The organism is Paracholeplasma brassicae (assembly GCF_000967915.1).
In the GTDB taxonomy this organism is placed as follows: Bacteria; Bacillota_I; Bacilli_A; order Acholeplasmatales; family UBA5453; genus Paracholeplasma; species Paracholeplasma brassicae.
On the sequence record NC_022549.1, the window covers coordinates 136,215 to 158,464 of the forward strand.

18 protein-coding genes are annotated in these 22,250 nt (G+C 32.6%); 17 read left to right on the plus strand and 1 reads right to left on the minus strand.

Going from position 1 to position 22,250, the window contains the following annotated elements; all coding sequences use genetic code 11:
* Position 1: 1 nt before the first annotated feature.
* Genes BN853_RS00545 through BN853_RS00590 form a run of 11 tightly spaced genes read left to right on the plus strand, consistent with a single transcriptional unit; the run spans position 2 to position 11,689 of the window.
* Positions 2-1,141 carry a glycosyltransferase family 4 protein gene (locus BN853_RS00545; RefSeq protein WP_030004004.1) on the plus strand — a complete coding sequence of 380 codons (1,140 nt, stop codon included), beginning with the start codon at positions 2-4 and terminating at the stop codon, positions 1,139-1,141.
* The gene (locus BN853_RS00550) at positions 1,134-2,423 is read left to right on the plus strand and encodes a nucleotide sugar dehydrogenase (protein WP_030004005.1); all 1,290 of its coding nucleotides are present in this window, start codon (positions 1,134-1,136) and stop codon (positions 2,421-2,423) included. The genes BN853_RS00545 and BN853_RS00550 overlap by 8 nt, the downstream gene beginning before the upstream one ends.
* Positions 2,424-2,425: 2 nt before the next feature.
* Positions 2,426-3,397: an SDR family oxidoreductase gene (locus BN853_RS00555; protein ID WP_030004006.1), complete on the plus strand. Its 972-nt coding sequence runs from the start codon at positions 2,426-2,428 to the stop codon at positions 3,395-3,397.
* Entirely contained in the window at positions 3,394-4,482 is a 1,089-nt protein-coding gene (locus BN853_RS00560; RefSeq protein WP_030004007.1) for a glycosyltransferase, read from the plus strand. Before BN853_RS00555 ends, BN853_RS00560 begins: the two co-directional genes overlap by 4 nt.
* A complete protein-coding gene (locus BN853_RS00565) occupies positions 4,482-5,171 on the plus strand; it encodes a polysaccharide deacetylase family protein (protein ID WP_030004008.1) in 690 nt (229 codons plus the stop codon). Before BN853_RS00560 ends, BN853_RS00565 begins: the two co-directional genes overlap by 1 nt.
* 29 nt (positions 5,172-5,200) lie before the next feature.
* Positions 5,201-5,362, plus strand: coding sequence for a hypothetical protein (locus BN853_RS08900; protein ID WP_157869919.1), 162 nt, complete (start codon positions 5,201-5,203; stop codon positions 5,360-5,362).
* Positions 5,341-5,982, plus strand: coding sequence for a GNAT family protein (locus BN853_RS00570; protein WP_030004009.1), 642 nt, complete (start codon positions 5,341-5,343; stop codon positions 5,980-5,982). The genes BN853_RS08900 and BN853_RS00570 overlap by 22 nt, the downstream gene beginning before the upstream one ends.
* Positions 5,983-5,998: 16 nt before the next feature.
* Complete coding sequence (locus tag BN853_RS00575; protein ID WP_030004010.1) at positions 5,999-6,295, plus strand: peptidoglycan bridge formation glycyltransferase FemA/FemB family protein; 297 nt, start codon at positions 5,999-6,001, stop codon at positions 6,293-6,295.
* 9 nt (positions 6,296-6,304) lie between these two features.
* On the plus strand, positions 6,305-7,867 hold the full coding sequence (gene murJ, locus BN853_RS00580; RefSeq protein WP_030004011.1) for a murein biosynthesis integral membrane protein MurJ: 1,563 nt from the start codon (positions 6,305-6,307) through the stop codon (positions 7,865-7,867).
* Entirely contained in the window at positions 7,860-10,217 is a 2,358-nt protein-coding gene (locus tag BN853_RS00585; RefSeq protein ID WP_030004012.1) for a glycosyltransferase, read from the plus strand. Before murJ ends, BN853_RS00585 begins: the two co-directional genes overlap by 8 nt.
* Complete coding sequence (locus tag BN853_RS00590; protein WP_030004013.1) at positions 10,214-11,689, plus strand: O-antigen ligase family protein; 1,476 nt, start codon at positions 10,214-10,216, stop codon at positions 11,687-11,689. Before BN853_RS00585 ends, BN853_RS00590 begins: the two co-directional genes overlap by 4 nt.
* Before the next feature lie 62 nt (positions 11,690-11,751).
* On the opposite strand, the gene BN853_RS00595 is transcribed toward BN853_RS00590, so the two are convergent.
* Positions 11,752-13,101 carry an O-antigen ligase family protein gene (locus BN853_RS00595; RefSeq protein ID WP_030004014.1) on the minus strand — a complete coding sequence of 450 codons (1,350 nt, stop codon included), beginning with the start codon at positions 13,099-13,101 and terminating at the stop codon, positions 11,752-11,754.
* Positions 13,102-13,399: 298 nt separating this feature from the next.
* On the opposite strand from BN853_RS00595, the gene BN853_RS00600 reads away from it, so the two are divergent.
* The 6 genes from BN853_RS00600 (at position 13,400) to BN853_RS00625 (ending at position 22,233) form a co-directional block, all read left to right on the plus strand.
* Positions 13,400-13,732, plus strand: coding sequence for a helix-turn-helix domain-containing protein (locus BN853_RS00600; protein WP_030004015.1), 333 nt, complete (start codon positions 13,400-13,402; stop codon positions 13,730-13,732).
* Positions 13,733-13,734: 2 nt separating this feature from the next.
* A complete protein-coding gene (locus BN853_RS00605) occupies positions 13,735-15,012 on the plus strand; it encodes a type II toxin-antitoxin system HipA family toxin (protein ID WP_030004016.1) in 1,278 nt (425 codons plus the stop codon).
* 375 nt (positions 15,013-15,387) lie between these two features.
* A complete protein-coding gene (locus tag BN853_RS00610; protein WP_030004017.1) occupies positions 15,388-15,861 on the plus strand; it encodes a hypothetical protein in 474 nt (157 codons plus the stop codon).
* 474 nt (positions 15,862-16,335) lie between these two features.
* Entirely contained in the window at positions 16,336-17,376 is a 1,041-nt protein-coding gene (locus BN853_RS00615) for an ATP-binding protein (RefSeq protein WP_030004018.1), read from the plus strand.
* Between the two features lie 2 nt (positions 17,377-17,378).
* Positions 17,379-19,586, plus strand: a complete 2,208-nt coding sequence (locus BN853_RS00620; RefSeq protein ID WP_030004019.1) for a S8 family peptidase — start codon at positions 17,379-17,381, stop codon at positions 19,584-19,586.
* A gap of 526 nt (positions 19,587-20,112) precedes the next feature.
* The gene (locus BN853_RS00625) at positions 20,113-22,233 is read left to right on the plus strand and encodes an ABC transporter ATP-binding protein/permease (protein WP_030004020.1); all 2,121 of its coding nucleotides are present in this window, start codon (positions 20,113-20,115) and stop codon (positions 22,231-22,233) included.
* The last annotated feature ends 17 nt before the right edge of the window (positions 22,234-22,250 follow it).

A 22,250-nucleotide genomic window follows, 5' to 3' on the forward strand; every position in this document is an offset into this window, starting at 1 on the left:
GATGAAAAAGAAAATATTGTTTGTTGCCCACATGGATTCTCATATCGCTAACTTTCATTTGCCATATTTAGAATGGTTTCAAAGACAAGGCTATGAAACGCATGTGGCATCTAACAGTTTAGAAAAAACGAGAGACATAAAATACTGTGATGTTAAGCATCAAATTGATTTTAAACGTTCACCTTTCTCAAGAGGTAACTTAAAAGCATATAAACAGTTTAAAAGACTCATTAAAGCAACTCAATACGAACTTGTGCATGCCCATACACCTATGGGAGGCATATTTGTTCGTATGGCTTTTAGAAAAACTCGTGTGCCTGTTTTTTATACGGCACACGGCTTTCACTTTTTAAAAGGTGGATCAAAACTGAGTTGGCTATTATATTATCCAGTAGAAAGATGGTTATCAAGATATACAAATGAAATCATCACCATCAACGATGAAGATTATCAGATTGCTAAAAAGAAGTTTAATAAGAAGTGTCATGTTACTTATGTCCCAGGTGTTGGGGTTGACTTATTACAATATCAAGATATCTCCGATACCAAGAAGAAAGAAGTTAGATCGAGTCTAGGCCTAAAAGACGATGACTTTTTATTGGTTTATGTGGCAGAGCAAACCGTAGGAAAAAACCAAATGTTTTTAATTGATATGATGTATCAATTAAAGGGCAAATATCCGAATATGAAATTATTATTAATAGGTTATGGCAAAGAGGCAACAAATCACAAGGAAAAAATTAAAGCATTTGATCTTGAAGATACCGTATTACAACTCGGTTTTAGATATGATATCGTTGAACTGACTAGTATTGCAGATTTGATTGTCTCTGCATCGCTTAGAGAAGGCTTACCGAAAGCCTTACTTGAAGCGTTATCGATTGGTAAACCGATGTTAGTGACCAATATTAGAGGCAATAAAGATATTGTTATCAATGGCTTTAATGGCTGTCTATATGAACCAAATGATGCCTCAAATTTCAAGTCATATTTGGATCTAATGTACCATAATAAAGAATTATTAGAGCAGTTTTCTACTAATTCAAAACAGCATGCTAAAAAATTCGATATTAATCGCGTATTAAAACAAATCACTCTCCTTTATGATGAATACTTGAAAGAAGGTAATATAAATGAATAAATCATTAAAAATAGCGATCATAGGTTTAGGATATGTCGGACTACCAATTGCCTATGCATTTGCAAGAAAAGGCCTTGATGTGATTGGGTTTGACGTCAATCAATCAAAGATCAATCAGTATAAGGCAGGCATTGATTCAACCAATGAAGTTGGTAGTGACAAGCTTAAAATGGTTAAAACACTTACCTATACCCATGATGAAAAAGACTTAGATGAAGCTAATTTTTTTATCATTGCCGTTCCAACCCCAATTAATACAGATACAACGCCTAATTTAACCCCTGTGATTAAAGCAACAGAAACAGTCAGCCGTCATCTTAAAAAAGGAGACACCGTTGTCTTTGAATCAACGGTATATCCGGGGGTAACAGAAGATATTTGTCTACCCATTTTAGAGGATAGTGGACTTAAAGGTGTCGTTGATTTTAAGTATGGTTATTCACCCGAACGCATCAACCCAGGTGATAAAATACACCGGTTAGAAACAATTATTAAGGTTGTATCAGGTTGTGATCTAGAAGCACTAGAGCATATCGCATCAGTATACAGTATTGTGGTTGAAGTTGGCGTCTTTAAAGCGAAATCCATCAAAGTGGCCGAGGCTGCTAAAGTCATTGAAAACACACAAAGAGACATTAATATCGCTTTTATGAATGAACTTGCGATGATATTTAATCTAATGGATATTTCTACAAGTGATGTCTTAGAGGCTGCATCTACCAAATGGAACTTTCTACGTTTTACCCCAGGTCTGGTTGGTGGTCATTGTATTGGTGTTGACCCATACTATTTAACTCATAAAGCACAAGCCTTAGGTTATCACCCACAAGTGATTCTGTCAGGACGCCGGATAAATGATGGTATGGGCAAATGGATTGCTGAAAACACAGTTAAGAAAATGATTCAAAATGATATTGCCGTTAAAGGTGCTAAGGTACTTATCCTGGGTTTAACATTTAAAGAAGATTGTCCTGACTTAAGAAATTCAAAAGTGGTAGATATCATCAATGAACTAAAATCATATGGCATTAATCCGGTTGTTACAGACCCGCTGGCATCTATTGAAGAAGCTAATCATGAATACGGGATCGATTTACAAAGTTTAGCTGATGTAAAAGATGTTGATGCTGTAGTATTTGCAGTCGCACATCAAATTTATAGAGATTTAACGAGTGAATATTTACTATCACTATATAATGAAAAACATCAAAAAGCAGTCATGGTTGATGTGAAGTCTGTGACCTCACTTCAAAATGACAAGTTTGATTGTTGGAGGGTTTAATGATGTTAGATATGAGATTTGAGAAAAGCACTAAATTTTTAGTGACTGGTGTTGCTGGTTTTATCGGTACAAATACAGCAGAATATTTACTTAAAGAAGGTTACTTAGTTCGTGGGTTAGATAACTTTTCGACGGGTAAAAAATCCAATATCAGTGAACTTAATTATCCAAACTTTGAGTTCATTGAAGGCGATATTAGAGATGTTGAGACATGTATAAAAGCAGTTAATGGGATTGACTATGTCATCCATTTAGCCGCTTTGGGTTCGGTCCCAAGATCAATTAAAGATCCTAAAACATCCAACGATGTCAATGTGAGTGGGATGCTAAATATGTTAATCGCTTCAAAAGATGAAGGGATAAAGACGTTTGTTTATGCATCAAGTAGTTCTGTATATGGGGACGAACCTAACCTACCTAAAACAGAAGAACGAATCGGTAAGCCCTTATCACCTTATGCCGTTACTAAATACGTCAATGAGTTATATGGTCATGTGTTTCATAAACTGTACGGTCTAAGAACCGTTGGCCTTCGTTATTTTAATGTGTTTGGTCGTCGTCAAGACCCAGATAGCATTTATGCAGCTGTTATTCCTCAATTTGTGAAGAAATTATTAATGAATGAATCACCACTGATTCATGGGGACGGGACACAAAGTCGAGACTTCACTTATATTGATAACGTCATTGAAGCTAACCTAAAAGCTTGTCTTGCAAAAGAAGATGCATTTGGTAAAGCCTATAACGTTGCATTTGGTGGACAAGTGGATGTGAATACACTTTTTAATACCATGACACAACTACTTAATAAAGACATTAAACCTGTTTATGGGCCAACTAGGCCAGGTGATGTGAAGCATTCAAATGCTGATATCAAAAAAGCGAGAGATGCTTTTTCATATGATCCATCTGTTGATTTTAAACAAGGTATTAGTCTTACCATGGATTGGTATGTTAAAACATTATCCGTATGATTAAAATTGCATTTATCATACCTTCTCTAGAAATGGGCGGTTCTGAACAAAAAGTGATTGATCTGGCTAGTGGATTAGATCCTAAAGTGTTTAAGCCAATCATTATCACCGTTACTAAATTCGGCGCTTTATTACCAAAAGCTGAAGCTTTAGGCATTAGAGTGCTATGCACAAATAAAAAAGGGAAGTTTGACTTTAGTGTTAAAAATAGAATTGCAAAAATCCTTAAAGATGGACAAATAGATATTGTTCAGGTATTTACGAGTACTGGTAAAATTTGGGGAAGGTTGGGTGCAATCAAAAATCACACCAAAGTAATAATTTCTACTGAGGAGTCTTTATTTAGAAATGGCTTTATCGACCGATTTCTTGAAAGAAGATTAAACTCGAAGACAGATTGGATTATCGCCAATTCACAGGCAACAAAGAGGAGTGCGCTTGGTGCGACTAAAATTAGTGAAACAAAATACCAAGTCATTCACAACGGGATTCGTCTTGAACCATTTTTATCATCAAAACCCACTAGTGCCATTAGAACTTCTAAAGATGAGTTTATCATTACAACGGTTGCTAGATTTGATCCAAGAAAAAGATTAGACTTACTCATTGATGCTTTTTCTAAATGTCCTTCTCATACAAAACTCGTTTTAATTGGTAGTGGTAAACTTGATCAAGCATTAAAAGATCAAGTTAAAGGATTGAATTTAGAATCTAGGGTAGCGTTTTTAGGCACTAGAAATGATATTCCAACTTTATTAAAAGAGTCTGATTTATTTGTCTTACCTTCAGATGAAGAAGGTTTTGGTAATGTCATTTTAGAGGCAATGGCAAGCAATTTAGCTGTGGTGGCATCCAACGTCGGTGGGATTCCTGAAATTATTCAACATGAGCGTAACGGTTTACTCTTTGAAAAAGGTAATCTTGAAGCTCTGACAAATTCGATTAACCGAATGATTGATGACCATTTGCTAAGAGAGAAGCTAAAAACACAAGCATCAAAGGATGTTTATCAATATCGCTTAAATGAGATGGTTAAAGCACATGAGAAAACATATCTAATGCTTTATCAAAGTAAGGTGAAATAATGAAAGAGTTCTTAACAATCATTGGGATTTTTATCGCATTATTTTTTACATACCACCTCGTGTGGTTTTTAATCTTTAAAAGGACTTTTAAACCGGTACTAATGTATCACCGCATCACAGATGAAGAAAAACCCATTGACATTCGTTATCAAATACATAAAGGAAAACCATTAAACTTAGATTCGATGAAGGTTAGACCAAGTGAGTTTGAATCCCAATTAAAGTATTTAAAGCAAAAAGGATTTATCACACCTAGTTTAAGAGAAGATCTATTTAAAATTAAGGATAAAGCAGTCTATATGACATTTGATGATGGCTATGTGGATAATTACACAAATGCATTTCCACGCTTACAAAAATACGACTTTAAGGGGATATTTTACATAACCGCTGGTTTAATAGAGAATGGTTTTATGCCGATTGATCAAAATGATCAACAAGTATCCAATAGACTTATGAATCATGAAGAATTAAACATACTTAATCGTGCAGGCATGCAAATAGGATCACATTCGATGACACATCCGTGGCTAAATGACATTGGTATTGATCTTAATATAGAGATTGTTCAATCAAAATTAATACTAGAAGAAAAGCTAGGTATTAAGATTGATACTTTTGCATACCCAGGGGGATTATATGATAATGAGGTATTAAACCTTGTAAAAAACATTATCAAACGGCCGTGATTACTTCACGAGGATCTGATTTTAAATTGATGAATCAAGACCTTTTTGAAATTGAACGAGAAACCATCAGTCGTGGTGAAAGTATGTTATCATTTAAACTGAAGGTTTATGGTGTGCACCGTTTTATTAGAAAGCTTCGCTGGTTAAACGTATTAAGGCGGGTGATTAAATGGCTGTTAAGACGCTCTTAAAAGTAGAATATGATTTATACAATCAGTTGATAATTAAATCAAAACAAAAAACAGTTTTTCAAACCATTCCTTATCTTGAATCGCTTGTCAAACTAGGTTATTCATTTGAGATATTAGGGTATTTTGTTTTAGGTGAATTAAAGTATGCATTGCCAGTTCAAAAGAAGAAAATACCGTTTGTTAATCGTTTTTATTATGCCATACCTTATGGCATCATTAGTGAAGCAGAAACAGTGGATAGAGATGTCTTAAACCAATTTATTAAAAGACTAAAACAAAAAGGATGGATCATTAATCTATCCTTACAAGAAAAACAAGAGATACCAAAATTTAGTCACCCAACATACCATACCACGTTAATGATTGACTTAAATGAAACCCTAGATTTAATCTTCGATTCATTTTCTAAAACACATCGAAATTGTACTAGAAAAGCAATAAAAGAAGGCGTAAGTGTGAGAATGTCTCGTGATTTGAATGACATCGATCTGTTTATTTATATATATGAGTCGATGCTCGATGAAAAATCATTTGATGGTATTAAACCGAGTCTTGTAAGAGACATTATGGCTAAGTTAATCGAATCCAACTTTAGGTTTTTTTGCCATTGCAAGTTATGAAGGTATTGTATATAATATGGCATTCATATCAACCATCGGTACAGATGCACGTTATTTGTATGGATCAAGTTTAAGAGTTCAAGATAAACTACCGCCTATCGGACAATACCTACATTATGAAATCATTAGATATTTAAAAGATGAAGGCTACAAGTCTTATGATATGGGTGGTATTCCTAATTTACCGATGGATGATAACCATCAATCTTATCACGTCTATAAGTTTAAGAAAGGGTTTGGTGGAACACCAAAGATTCTTTCTTATGATTACAAGTACGTAAGATTTAAATTATTGAGATTATTAAATCGTTAGAGGCATAAAATGAAACCAAAACCAAAGCAGTTTCTATCTAGTCTAGTTAAGACAGTCAGTCTTTTAACACTAATTACAATTTCATCTAAGATGTTAGGACTATTAAGAGAAGTGGGTATCGCTTCTTATTTTGGCGTTGGTTTAACGAGTGATGCATTTTATGCAGCACTGATCATTCCTGCTTTACTGTTTACTTCTGTGGGTGTCGCAATCCAAAATTTATTTATGATTGAATTCACGGCGGTTAAAAACCAGTTTGAAGACATCGATCATCAAAGTAGATTATCAAGTAATGTTTCAAACATATTGGTGATTATCGCGATTATAATCGCTTCTTTTTCTTTTATATTGACGCCCTATATTGTCAAAGTGATCGCCCCTGGTTTTACAGATCCTGATAAGTTTAATTTAACAGTTAAATTGACTAGAATATTGATTCCAACGATGGTGATTATTCCAGTTTATCAAATTAGAGCGTCCATGCTTAGGGTTTATGAACGATTTGTTACGGTTGCGCTCATTGACTTATGCTTTAATTTATTTCAAATTTCATATTTATTCATTTTTGCTGATCGATTTGGGATTGAAGGTTTGGCTTACTCAATCTTATTTGCATATTTGACTCAGTGGTTAACCATTGAAATTATAGCCCACAAAATGGGCTTTAAAATCAAAAAAATACTTGATTTTAAAGATCCCCACTGGGTGATCATCTTTAGGTTATTTATACCTACGATGATTAGTTTTGGAATTATCCAAGTGAATTCTATGGTCGATAAAATCATTGCCTCAAACTTAGGTGATGGGGCTATTTCAGCTTTAAACTATGGATTTATGATTAGAAATTTGATTTATACTGTGGTAATATCAACGATATTGATGGTAGTCTATCCGATTTTACTTAAATCAAAAGAAGCCAATCAAATGGATAGTTATCATGAGGTGGGCAATAAAACACTTGAGATTTTATGGGTACTTACGCTACCGCTTACAACCCTTTTGATGATATTTTCTAAACCAGTGGTAAGCATTTTATTTGAACGTGGTGAATTTACAGATATGGCAACGAAAATCACCAGTGATGTGTTATTCTATTATGCTATTGGGATTGCATTCTTTGCAGTTAAAGAATTCTTAGTCATTGTGTCTTATACACATAAGAATAGAAGATTACCTTTATTTATTACACTGATAGGGGCATTACTAAATATCGGTTTTAGTCTAGTATTAAAACAATCAATGGGGGTTAATGGGATTGCGTTTGGTCTTGCAATCTCTGAAATCATTTCTGTGGTGATTATGGTTATTTATATTTATAAGAATCAGTATCTACAAGTACAGTCTTCATTTAGGGAATTGATGGTTATTTTTTTGATTAATGTTGTCCTTGCCTATGGGTTATATAGCATTTACCCACGGTTGGGTTTAAGTTCACACAAACTAATTGAATTATCGTTACTGATTTTATATGGCACGATATTTATGACAGTCTATGCACTTATGCTTCATCTATTTAAGATTAGATTGTTTAGGGATTTTTTTAAGCAAATTAGGAGGAAATCTGATGTTTGATAAATTACTGACTAAGGATAATAGAAGTAACTTTTTAGCTGTTGTTTCTGTGATGTATCTACTGATGATGTTTGTCATATGGCAAATTGGCATCGAAGATATATTACTACATAATTCAAACATCTTTCTATATGCGAATTATATATTTATTTTCACGCTGTTATTGAACTTTGATCGTGTGATAGAAGAAAAACGGCTTAAATCAATATCGATTTTGATTTTGGTGATGGGTTTGTTGCTTTTTAATAGTTTATATGTCGATTTCGGTGATCGATCAAGAATCTATATTTTTTCTATTATACCGATATTCATGGTATATCTCCTGGCATATCAGTTAGAGTTTAAAAAGGTCATTAAACATGGATTATTTAGTCTTTTAGTTTTACTGACACTATATAATGTGGTTGGTATCATAGGCGCTATTTTTAAGTTTGATTACTTTTTATTCAATATTCCAAACACACTTACAGATAATTATCGCTATAGCTCGATTTTGACTAATTCAAATGCCTGGGGTGAATTTGCGCTTATCAGTTTATGGATTGGTACCCTTTTTATGATTAAATCAGATGTATTATGGCAACGCATTACCTATACAGTAGTGATTGCTATATCAGTCTTAGCATTGGTTGCTTCAATGTCTAGAACGTCTCTTTTAATGACAGCGGTGTTATATGTGTTCCTGCTTGTTTTTTCAGGGAGATTAAATCTGATGGTTAGGCGTTTACTTAGATTAAGCTTAGTTCTAATTGTGATTGGTGCTATCATGTTAGTTGTAATTGACTTTGAGTATGTGGTTAGTTTATTTAGACTGAATCAAGGCTTAACCGATCGTGATCAAATATGGGTGTATTTAGTTGATCAAATCAAGGAGAATCTATTTTTTGGTGTCGGTTATGGCAATAGCACGATGCTCTTGACCTCATCAAACCACTTTAAAGTATCTTCACCTCATAATCTTTATTTGGCGATGTTATTTGAAATGGGGATAATCCCATTTATGGTAATCATGGTTTATTTGATTAGAAAAATGGTCATTAATTTCAAGTTTTTATCTTTGACGCATAAATACGATATGGATTTAATGTGGATTTCAGGATTTATGATTGCCTTTTTAATCGGGCAATTCTTTGAATATTCATTCTTTACAATTGGCGCAATGAATACCTTTGTTTTTGTATTATTAGCCATTTCATTAGGCATCATTAAAGAGGTTAAAAAAGAAGGTATTTATAAAATCAAAGTGACACACATGATCACAGGCTTAGATAATGGTGGTGCGGAATCAATGTTATATAAGGTTTTAAAACACGGTGATCAATCTAAGTTTGATTTTAAAGTCATTTCACTATCTCATGAGGGTTTTTATGGGAAAAAAATAGAAAGCCTAGGAATTAAAGTTATCACATTAAATCTTGAAGATAAAAAGAAACTACCAAAGGCAGTCTATTTATTAATCAAACATACCTCAAAAACCGATGTCCTTCAAACTTGGTTATATCACGCTAACTTTATTGGAACACTTGTTGGTAGATTATTATGTGTTGAAAAAGTCATTTGGGGTGTAAGACAAGCTGATGTCTCAGTACGACATAATAAACCATCGACAGTTAAATTTGCACAGTGGTCTAAGTACATCGCATTCATGAGTTCAGTTATTTTGAGCAATTCTGATGAAGTCACGAATGCACATGTGGCTTTAGGTTATTCAAAAAATAAATTCGTAACGATTTATAACGGATTTGATTTAAGTTTATTCAAACATGAACCTGGTAGTAAAGAAGTCATGAGAAACCAATTAGGGATAGATCAAGATAAGCTTGTTTTTATCCAAGTCGCAAGATATGACATTCAAAAAGATCATGAAACGGCATTTAAGGCTTTAGCGTTATTCAAATCTAATGTCAAAATACCATTTGAAATGATATTTTGTGGGATGGGGATGGCACCATCTAATGTTAACTTAGTCAATCAACTAAAGTCCTATGACTTATTTGATGAGGCGCATCTATTAGGGGTTAGAAGTGATGTGCCAGCGTTATTATCTGCAGCGGATTATTTTATTTTATCTAGTTTAGGTGAAGGTTTTCCTAATGTCTTAGGTGAGGCGATGTCAAATCAATTAATACCCATTGTCACTGATGCAGGGGATTGTAAAATGATTGTGGGTGATGCTGGGTTTGTTTGTGATAGACAAAACGCAGAAGCATTATATGAAGGGCTCAAAAAAGCGTATCAACTAAGTGCTAAAGAGCAAATAGAAATAAGAGAAAAAGCTAGAAAACGAATTGAGAACAATTTTGATATTACCCATATTACCAAACAATATGAAATGCTATATCACTTATGAGTGTTAATGTTAAGAAATCATTGTTAGGCTTAAGATTCTTTGCTAGTCGTTTCTTAGATATATTTTCGGTTTTATTTTTGATTCTAAATTTCATCATATGGCATTTAAATAACAAAGAACTTGACATCTCTAAATATCGTCTTTATCACCAAGGGATTCAATTGTTATTTGCAGTTGTGTTAATCAATTTTGATAAGTTTAACCCTAAGAAGTTTATAAAAGATAATTTGATCTTCATTTTAATCACTATCTTAGGGTTATACAATTCACTTAACATCGTCATTGATTTTAATGGTCAAAGCGTTGATATGGGCATGCGTTCGTTTGAACTCATGCTGGAAGCATTTCCTTCATTTATATTAATCATCGTAGCCTATAGAATGGCTAATCGGAGGGCATTTGTTACTGGACTAAGTATTGTCTTGGTTTTAATCCTTGGGTATGCTTTATTAGCAATCGGTCAGGATCAATTTAACTTAAACACATTTTTTGGTCAAGTCATTACAAGTAGTGGTAATAGGCATCAATCGATTTTAAATAATTCTAATGTCCTTGGTGAATATGCATTTATCGGGATATTTATATCGTTCTTTTTGTCATTCTTAATCTCACCTTTATGGTTGAAGTTAGTGATTTTATTACCAGTGCCTATATTAGGTCATGTGATGGTTTTATCGGGCAGTAGAACTGGCCTATTTATGACGGCTTCATACTATGCAGTCATTAACCTGTATTACAAGTATTTTAAAAAAACGTCTAAAATGATATTGATGATAGGTAATCTTATTTTATTTTTTAGTGTCATCTTGCTAATAATGGGTTATCTAGATTTTTATGTAGACAGTATTAGGTCTGAAATAAGTTTATCCGGTAGAGATACAATTTGGTTTAATGGGTTCAAGATAATCGAACAGTTTCAGTTTAGCGGCATTGGGTATAATAACTTCACCTACGTTTACAACGAATGGTTTGGTGTGCTAACTTCACCACACAACATGTTTATTGGAATGACCGCGGAATTTGGGATATTAGCCTTAGGATTAACCACCGTGTGGTTTGGTGTTTTATTCATACGCAATCATAATCAAATCATCACAAATGTAAATTCGAAATTTACAACCTATCTAATTTTTTTTAATGCGTTTTATCTGACTTTTTTTATCGGTCAAATGACAGAGTATTCACTACTTAAATTCTCTTCAATTAATACATTATTTCTTGCACTTCAAGGATTAAACTTCCAAATGATTGAGTTATCTAAAGAAAAGAAGTATGAACCATTAAAATTATCTGTTTTATATTTAGTCATGTTTGGATGCTTTTATGTTATCGTATTAAGAGGGTTAAATAGCGGTGCAAAAAGATATTTATATTCACTGGTGTTTTTTGTGCTATTAACTGGTTGTATATCTATTAGTAATGGTCTAATAAAACATATAACTGTCTATAAAAAGAAAAAATCTATTAATTAAATGAAAATGAATAATCAAAAAACGATGTTAACTCACAATTGCTTGGGAGATTTAACATCGTTTTATTGTTTTTCTTCATTGTTCTCTAAGAGACTAAAGAGGATGAGTGTTGCAATCGTGTATAGCAACATATACATGGTATTATCAACCAAACCAACGACTTGAGATGCGATGATACCAATAAGTAACATATCTTTTATCAAAGAACGGTTTTTAAAAAGGTATTTGAATGTTTGAACAAAATAGTAAATTAATGAAATTAACCCAAAAATGCCCATCACTGCAAGTGTTTGGAAGATGGTTGAATGAAAGACTTGGATTCGATCAGGGTTAACTCTATCTACCATGGCTTCCCAACCACCACCAAATACTGGATACTTTTTAAATACGGTTAAGGCGTTTTTATATAGAATGGTACGGTCTGATGTGAAGTTATCAAGATTATCAAATCCGCCTTGGATGGCTAAATTAAAAGCAATCTTCATCAAAGGGTTCAATACGATTAAGGCACTACAGACCAGAAGTAAAACATAGAGTGCATTCTTTTTACCTATTTTGGTTGTGTTTTTAATCATATATGGGATAAAAATAATGTAAGCCGTCAGTATCCCAATATAACCACCCCTAGAAGCGGTCAATAAGATAACGAATCCAGAAAATAAGGGGACAATCCAGTAAAGAATTTGTTTTGGATATTTTAAGACGTAATAGAACTGAGCACTAATCAGTAGTGTTAAATGAATCGCCACATCATTGATGTTTCCAAAACCGTAGTCCTCACGATACCAAGACTCTTCCATCCCAATTAAAACACGATTAATTAATGAAAGAGATGTATTTTCAGTAAAGAAACCAAATGCAATTGAATATGTAAATTCTAAAACGAGTAATAATGAAGCGAAGAACAGTATGCGAACCAGATAAGATTCATCCGTATGACTGGTTTGCAGGTAAAATTGATAAAGAAGCAGGTAGATAAACCCCATAAATGATAATTGAATGTAGGTTATCGTGATATCTACATAAAATATTGAAGCGATATAGGCAATAGCAATCCATAAGTAAGGTTTTGTTAAGACACCCATTTTAAAGGTTGGTTTAAATCTAATCAAATGAATAATAATAGAGGTAAAAAGAAATGCAGGAATCAAATAGATAAAATTAAATCCATCGATCATGTTTGAATTTGGGTTTAACTGATTATAACTATACATTAAAGCAAATATGACGGGGATGGTATAAATGGTGTTTTTAAAGCTGATTAATAAAACCGATAAGATGAGTAAGAAGCTAACGAATATATACTGATTAACTATCTGGAAAGGACCTGTCGATATAAACGCAAAAAAAGCCATCACATAGATGGTAATCAAATAGTAATTAGATTTTAAATAGTGTTCAGTGATTTTCATATAAACGACCCTCGCTTGATATTATAGAGCATTATGATTATTTTAACAACACATTCAAGAAGCCTCCTTACGCTATTGGTAGTGGGCGTTTCATTAACTGAAACTAAAAACGCCCCGCTAGTGTTATGGTAATTCATGATTACCTGTTGATACTGCATATAAATAAAGCATGACTGATTTATTAATCAAAATAAAAATAACTAGTAGTAAACTGCTTATATACAGCTATATTAACAAACAACGCGCATTAATTTGCGTATTTAATATATTCAAGATATAATAGTATCAGGTGATAAATATGAAATTACAAGGATTTGAAACAAACAGTCAAATTATTAGTGAATTAGGCAAGCGAATTAAAGAAAGAAGAATCGCTTTAAATATGACACAAAGAGATGTTGCTAAGGATTCTGGCGTTTCTATAAGAACAATCAGTGGATTTGAGAATGGCGAAAATATATCTCTGGATAACTTGATTTCAATACTAAGAGTATTAAGATTATTGCAAGAATTTAACGGCCTATTTCCTAAAAAAATGATTGATCCTTTTGAGGTGCTCGAGCAAAAACAAACCCAAAAAAGAGTTTATCGTAAACGTGCAAACGACAAATCTTGGCAGTGGGAGGAATAGTCATGAGGGTTGCTGAGGTGATGTTATGGGGAAAAAGAATCGGGGCTGTATCGATAAGTGATGAGTCACCCTATGTCTATTTTAAGTATGACGAAGCGTTTCTTAATAGTGGTATACAACTATCTCCAATCATGATGCCACTATCAAGTGAAATATTTCAATTTAAAAATTTGCCGCTAAAAACATTCAGAGGATTACCTGGGCTATTATCTGATTCTCTACCTGATAAATATGGTAATCAAATCATTAATGCATGGTTAGAATCACAAAATAGATCAATCGATTCTTTTAACATCATTGAACGACTTTGTTATGTAGGTAAAAGAGGTATGGGTGCACTTGAGTATGTCCCTAACAAGCAAGGCGGTTTTAATCAAGTTGATGAAATAGAGATTGCTCATCTGATTAAACTTAGTAATGATATATTGAATCATAAAGAAGGCATCGAAGCTAAAGAGGCGGATGAACTTAAGGACATTCTAAAAGTCGGTACATCCGCAGGTGGCGCTAGAGCAAAAGCAATCATTGCATACAACGAGACAACTGGTATTATCAAGTCTGGACAAATTGATGCTGGGTCAGGATTTACTTATTGGTTATTGAAACTCGATGGAGTTAATCAACAAGAAGAGACCTCATTTACAAGGTTAGAGTATGCCTACTATTTAATGGCAACAGATGCGAAGATTAACATGAGCGAATCTAGGTTGCTAGAAAAAGACGGACTGTACCATTTTATGACAAAAAGATTTGATCGAATTGTGAACTCTAATGGATTGATGGAAAAAATACATATGCAAACCTTAGGCGCAATTGCGCATGTTGATTATGATGAACCGGGATTAATGAGCTACGAACGTGTCACAGATATTATGTACATGATGGGTATTAGATTAAGTGAAAACAAACAGTTTTTCAGAAGAATGGTTTTCAACGTTATGGCAAGAAATCAAGATGACCATGTTAAAAACATTTCCTTTCTGATGGATAAAAATGGGAAATGGACTTTATCCCCTGCATACGACATAACCTATGCATACAATCCTGAAGGAAAATGGACGTCTAGACATCAAATGACCATCAACAATAAAGACTATGATTTTACGATAGATGATTTATTGAAGTGTGGTAAACATATGAAAATCAAACCTGAAGAATCAATGATAATCATTAATGAAGTGTTAAGTTCAATTAAGAAGTGGGCATTCTTTTCAGAACAAGCGCACGTAACTCCTGCGTTATCTAAGTTTGTTGAGAGTCAATTCGTTCTTATTAAGTAGCAAATAAACACTAATTAAAGGTATTTTTTCTTTATAAGTAGAACTATATTGCGTTTACTATAAAATGATAGATGAACTTTTTACCTAGTGATTACGCATAAAAAAACAAAAAGCTATGTCTAGTAAAACGAAGCAATAAGCAAGTAATCAAAGTTCTCGAGTAATTAGGTTGTTTCGTTATCCGCAGTTTATAACCTAATCAACAAAACTAATATAACGGCATTATTACTAATAAAAGACGATGTGATCTTAGCTAAAATTACCTAAGCGTAAGCCAACCGATGCGTTTTCGCCAAGAGTGTCGGTAAGTATGACGGTAAGAATGTCGGTAAGGTTTAGTCATTAAATCAAACTTTAATTTAGAGGTAAACAAAAATGGGAAATTATCAGTTCATCAATTATTTTGATAAAACGTATGTATACAATCTTTATAAAAGAATTGTACAAAACAGAAAGCCTTATGAACAAGTTACTAGAATAAAGATGTTAGAAGCGATTAATGGTGAATATGCCCAAAATCCGTATATCATTGAAGGCTGTGTTTCAAAAGAAGCATTGTCTTTACTCTTAGATCATATAAAGCTTGGAAAAATAAAAGTTAAAGATAAAAAACATCAAAGACATCTATATTTTGAACTAAACTCAGTGTTTTTGATTGAAGATGTGGATTACGATACATATGTCATTCCTAACAAAGTGTTTTCTATCTTTAGCGGTTATGAACTAAGTGATGAACATGAAACACTGGATGAAGTTCATGATTTCATCTATGGTGTCATATTAACACACGGGTCTATTGGCTTTAATGAGTTAATGACTAAATATTTGAAAGAATTAAGAAAAGATTAACATATAAAAGGCTGTAACTGATTGAAGTTTTTTCTTCTCAAAGTTACAGCCTTTTATATCTAAAACACTGTAATGTCTCACAAAATAACAACATCTAGATAAGTTTAATATTTCAGGGTAATGCTTGCATTGTTATAAGCATCAGCAGGGCGAGGTTGTTTGGAGTTGGGTAGTCTACCATTCTGTTCTTTTGTTATCCAACAATATTCTTGTTTTTCTATTAAGCTTCGAACATTGTTAATATTAAGTTGATTGTTTTCCCATAATCTTTTTAATGAGGAAACAAATGATGATGTTATGCTTGCCAAATCTAGCGGGAAATATGGGGGAAGCAGAATAGAAAGCATTTCTTGGATAAGGAATTATGTACACAAAAAGTCATATGATTTCACAGTTAGTTTTTATCATGCAATAATTTGTCTCAAATTTAGTAATTTTGTCCCAAGATAGTGTATAATGAAATTGGTGATATAAATGAAGAAAAAAAATATAATCAACTTGATTAAATACTACACAGAAAAGAACGATTTATTGTTTAAAAATGAGGCGTTTGAGATTGCTCGTTTTTTTGATGCGCATGGCGATCAAGAACTAGCTGAATACATTATGTCTTTGTTATCAGATGTGAACACATTTGTGCCACAAGAAATAGAAATCAATTCTAGTTTCATGAAGAAATTAGAATTAACTACTGAACCACTACCACTACCTGAATTAATAACAGGTGACATTAAAGGGATGATTAATGCAATCAACCATAAGATTGGCATGAATAAGTACATATTCGAAGGGGCGCCAGGCACAGGTAAGACGGAAACAGTTAAACAAATCGCCCGTTTACTGAATAGACAATTACTATCAATCGAAACAAGCGAATTAGTTGATAGTAAACTAGGACAAACTGCAAAAAATATAGTATCTGTCTTTGATGAAATAAATAAGCTACGCTATCCTACAAATTATGTCATCTTACTTGATGAATTTGACACGATTGCAATGGATAGAGTCAATGAAAATGATTTACGCGAAATGGGCAGGGCAACAAGCACCATATTAAAAGAGCTAGATAGACTAAATGAGGGCATTGTTTTAATCGCAACGACAAACATGTATAATAAATTCGATAAAGCGCTTATTAGAAGATTCGATGCTGTAATTAACTTTAATCGTTATACACGAGAAGATTTAATTGATATTGCTGAAATCATACTTAATTCATATTTGTCATTATTTTCTAATGCTAGAAGAGACATCAGATTATTCAGAAAAATCATCAATTTATATGAGATAATTCCTTATCCTGGTGATTTGAAAAATATCATAAAAACTAGTCTTGGTTTTAGTAACCCTAACAGTGAATATGACTATTTGACTAGATTATTTTCACATGTCAAAGGGGATGTCAAAAAATACGCTTTGACTGAACTATATGACTTAGGGTTTACCGTTAGAGAAATAGAAACATTAACGGGTATTTCAAAAAGTCAAGTCTCTAGAGAAATGAAGGAGGATTAATTATGAATGATATACTTCACATCAAAGGTATATTTGAACCTAGAGGTAATCCATCCACTCCCGGGGCACCTAAATTGTCTTCAACTGCAAGTCTCAGTGTTGCTCATCTAGAAAAATTAAAGGCAGATTTAGAAAGCGTAAGTAACAGCTTTTTGAGACAGTCAAAAAAAATAGTTGATGGTGCGATGGTTAGCATATACTATAACAAGGTTGTTGCTAAAAGCAATCGAACAAGTGCTTTATTTAAACCTCAAGGTGGTAAATCAAATGATACCATTGTTGGTGCTAAATATTCAGACGACGGTAAACACATCATTACACACTATGTTACTCATAAACTACTTAATAAGGCTATAAATCTACTTGATCAGGCGATTGACTATACGATTAAGTACTTTAAAGATCCTATTACACCTAATGAGTTTAATAATAAGGAAAAGTTCGAAGATATAAAGTTTAACAAGACTGTTTTTTCTAAGAGCACATTTCAAACGATTATTGTTGATTGCTCCTACATCAACAGTTTTGGTATTGAATACCCTTCATTTGATGTTAAAAAGGATTCTGTTGTGACTTTCTATAAAACAGAGTCAAAAATTGATGAGATCTTTAAGAAGATTAACTTATCAATTCCTGTATCAAAGATACTTGATCAAACCACAGTTGTACTGACAAAAGAAGAAATAGAAATTCTACTTGAAAATATTCCATACCTAATCTCTATGGCAGTTGAAGATTTATCGACATATTCACCAAGTGATTTTCATGAGTCTTATAAAAACGAAACCATAACAATACCAAAACCGAAAGATGAACCTACCATTGGTGTAATTGATACACTATTTGATGATAGAGTGTATTTTAGTGAATGGGTAGACTATCATCAATTAGTGAGTAATGATATTGCGACTGAAAAAGATAAGACGCACGGAACAAGAGTAAGTTCAATAATCGTTGATGGGCATAGACTAAACCCACAACTAGATGACGGATGTGGCCATTTTAAAGTAAGACATTTTGGTGTAGCAACAGCAGGTAGATATAGCTCTATTACCATTATGAGAGAAATCAAAAAAATAGTGATTAATAACCCCGATATCAGGGTTTGGAATTTATCACTTGGATCTAATGAAGAAATTCATCGAAATTTTGTGTCTATTGAAGCTGCAGCACTAGATGAGCTTCAATATGAACAAGATATTATTTTTGTCATCGCCGGGACAAACGACAATCAACATTTACAAAGAAAAATCGGTGCACCCGCTGATTCAATTAATGCAGCAGTCGTAAATTCCGTAAAGAAAAATCGTGAACCTGCACTATACGCTAGAAAAGGACCTGTTTTAGACTTTTTTACTAAACCTGACATTAGCTATTATGGAGGCACATCAGATAATCCTTTAAGAGCATGTGATGGAAATGGAGAAGCACTCGTTGCAGGTACATCTTATGCTAGTCCCTGGATTGCAAGAAAACTATCGTATTTAATTGATGTTCTAGGATTTAATAGAGAAATAGCCAAAGCAATGATAATTGATTCAGCTGTTGGATGGCATCATTCAACAAACGTTTTTACAGGACATGGTATTGTACCGATAAAAATCGACGAAATTGTAAAATCAAAGAAAGATGAAATCAGATTTGTGTTATCTGGAGTTTCAACTGCTTATGAAACGTACAACTATAGATTTCCTATTCCATTTTATAAGAATGAGTACCCGTTTATTGCAAGAGCAACGCTTTGTTATTTTCCTAAATGTTCAAGAAGTCAAGGTGTGGATTACACAAATACAGAGTTAGATTTATATTTTGGCAGAATCAATGATGAAAACAAGCTGAAGTCAATTAACAACAATAAGCAAAGCTCTAATGAAGGTCCTGTTGATGAAGAAACCAGTAGAAAAGAATTCGGCAAATGGGATAATGTTAAACATATTCAAGATAAAAGTGTAAGTTCACCAAAACCCAAGAAAGTATATTCATCCAGATTATGGGGAATGAAAATTGTATCTAAGGATAGACTAGGGTATAATGATGGTTTAGATATTAGATTTGGCGTCGTAGTGACATTAAAAGAGTTAAATGGCATTAATAGGATAGAAGATTTCATTCAACTATTCAGTTTAAATGGATGGATAGTAAATAGAATAGATATCAAATCCAGAATTAATATTTATGAAAAAGCAGAGGAAACGATTGAGTTTGAATAACATTTAGCTTGGAAATAGTAAGAGATTTGATTTTCAAATACATATTATTTTACGAAGTAACTATATACTAGATACTATAAAACACTATATTTTTTATAGTGTTTTATTTGTTTATTGCCATTTTTCGTCAAAATCACAAAATGAAAATGTTATTATTTATCATTAATTAATCCAACCGATTAAATAATTAAATATCATCCTTTCAGTCGGTTTCAAAATGCAAATTTCCATTTGTGTCTAGAAAAATCTAAATAATGACAAATATGGCCTATACAAAAGTGTAAAGATATGAAATAATAAACTTACTATGGTTTTAAAAATGATATCAAAATTAGTGAATTGAAGTTTATAACTTATCATTAATCTCATGATCTATACAATAGATTTTACGGTTATAAAACAATCCCTGTTCAATTCTTGTCAGACATTGTATAGATAATGTTGTGTTAATGAGAGGATTGTGAAGACTGTTTCGTCTGAACATTGATATTTAATCGAAACGAACTATAAAGGAGAGAGTAATTATATGATCATACTTCAAAATATACTTAAAACATACGACAATAAGACAACGACACTAAAGATTGATGAACTCACTTTTGAGTCAACAGGGTTAGTATCGATTATCGGTGATAATGGTAGTGGTAAATCAACCTTGTTAAATATCATTGGGTTATTAGACATGGATTTCACAGGTGATTACACGATTAATTCACTTAATGTAGAAAACTACAGTATCAGTAAATTAAGAGGACAAGTCTTCGATTATATATTTCAAGATTTAAATTTGATTGAAGATATCTCAATCAAGGATAACATTAATCTAAAATCATCGTTATATAACTTACCAATAATCAGTGACACTGATAAACAAAAACTCAAAAGAAGACCTAATCAATTAAGTGGTGGAGAAAAGCAGCTACAAGCTTTAAACCGTGTTTTATACTCTAATTCACAAATTGTTATTTGTGACGAACCAACAGCTAACCTTGATGTCACAAATAAAAGAATTGTATTTGAAAAGTTAAAGGATTTATCAAAGACAAAACTTGTTCTTTTAGTATCACATGACATTGAATTAGTAAATGAATTTTCAGATAGAGTAATTACCCTAAGACAAGGTGAAGTTATATCAGATGTTTTAATTAATGAAACCAAACCAATAGATAAGATAGAAGTAAAAGATTTAAAACTGAATCATAAACCGATAGTTAGACTGGCTTTAATCTATATGAAAAACCACTTGATGAAATTGATCTCAATGACGAGCATTTCATTACTATTCTTACTGTTGACGTTAACACTGGTTTCATTTATCAATTTTGATCTAGTTAATGCAATTTCAACAGTGATAAAAGAAGACACTTATATCACCGTTGAAAGAAGAGCGTATGAGATATTTGAGTATATAGATTATGAGACTTATATCACATCAAGTCTAGATTATATACCAATGACAAATAGTTTAATCGATACTGATTATGATGTGATTGTGGGTAAAGTCAGATTTACAGACACGGTATCACTAGGTGAAAGTGAAGCCTTAATCAATAAGGATTACTTCATAGAGTACTATCAAAAAGATGTGATAGATAATGATATTTATGTCGTTAATGGCATCAATCGTTATGAATTAAGATTAGTCGGGTTTACAAACGAAGAAGGTGTCATCGCTTCTAAGAAATCATTAAAGAGTGAATTAGACCTCTATTCAAGACCAACCATCACAGGGGGATTATTTCTTATTTCAAATACTCAAGATGATTATGGTTATTTGACAAAGAATATTACTTATATTTCATTGTCACAACTGAAAACCATGACAGGTTATACTTATGAAAATGAAATAACGGGTAATGAAGTATTACTTTCAAATGACCTTTATCAGTATATAGGTGGTTCTAACATAGGTACAGTATTAACATTTAATTCTTTTGAATCTATACAATCTAAAAACTTACACAAGAGTTTAGTTAACCTTAATGACTATTATCCAAATGGTGCCATTTATCATGGGATTGTAACGAGTCCTGCCGGTACGCTCTTTAATCGAACGATTGTCGTCTCAGATGAAGTATTTATGGATTTAATTGATGAAATACCTTATTTTGATCGTATTGAACTTAGAGTAACAAAAGATAACAAAGAAAGAATTGCACAGTTTATTGTGGATAATAATCTAGATAGTGAAAATCCTGAACTTGGATTCTTATTAAATCATTCAAATGAGATTAACAAGATCAAAAACATTGTTGTTATCTTGATTGTATTATTTGTCGCTGCAACACTCATATTAATGGTTAATTATGCTAATGAGGTTATCCTTAATAAGCGAATCGAGATTGGCTTATTACAGACTTATGGTGTCTCAAAACCAGGCTCACTGTTATCCACGGTTATTTGTATTCTAGTGCCCTTACTTAGTGTGATTATACTGAGTCTAATACTTTCATTTGGTGTGTTTGATGTTATAAATTCAACAATGAAGAGTATCAATAATCAATATAGCTTCAAGGTACTTGTATTAACAAATGAACATATACTGATTTACGGGTTATTAGTATTGATGATATTTGTGATGACTTCTACAATAGCTATGATTAAAATATCTAAACTGTCACCAAAAAACATATTCAACTTAAATTAGACATAAGTGATTATGAA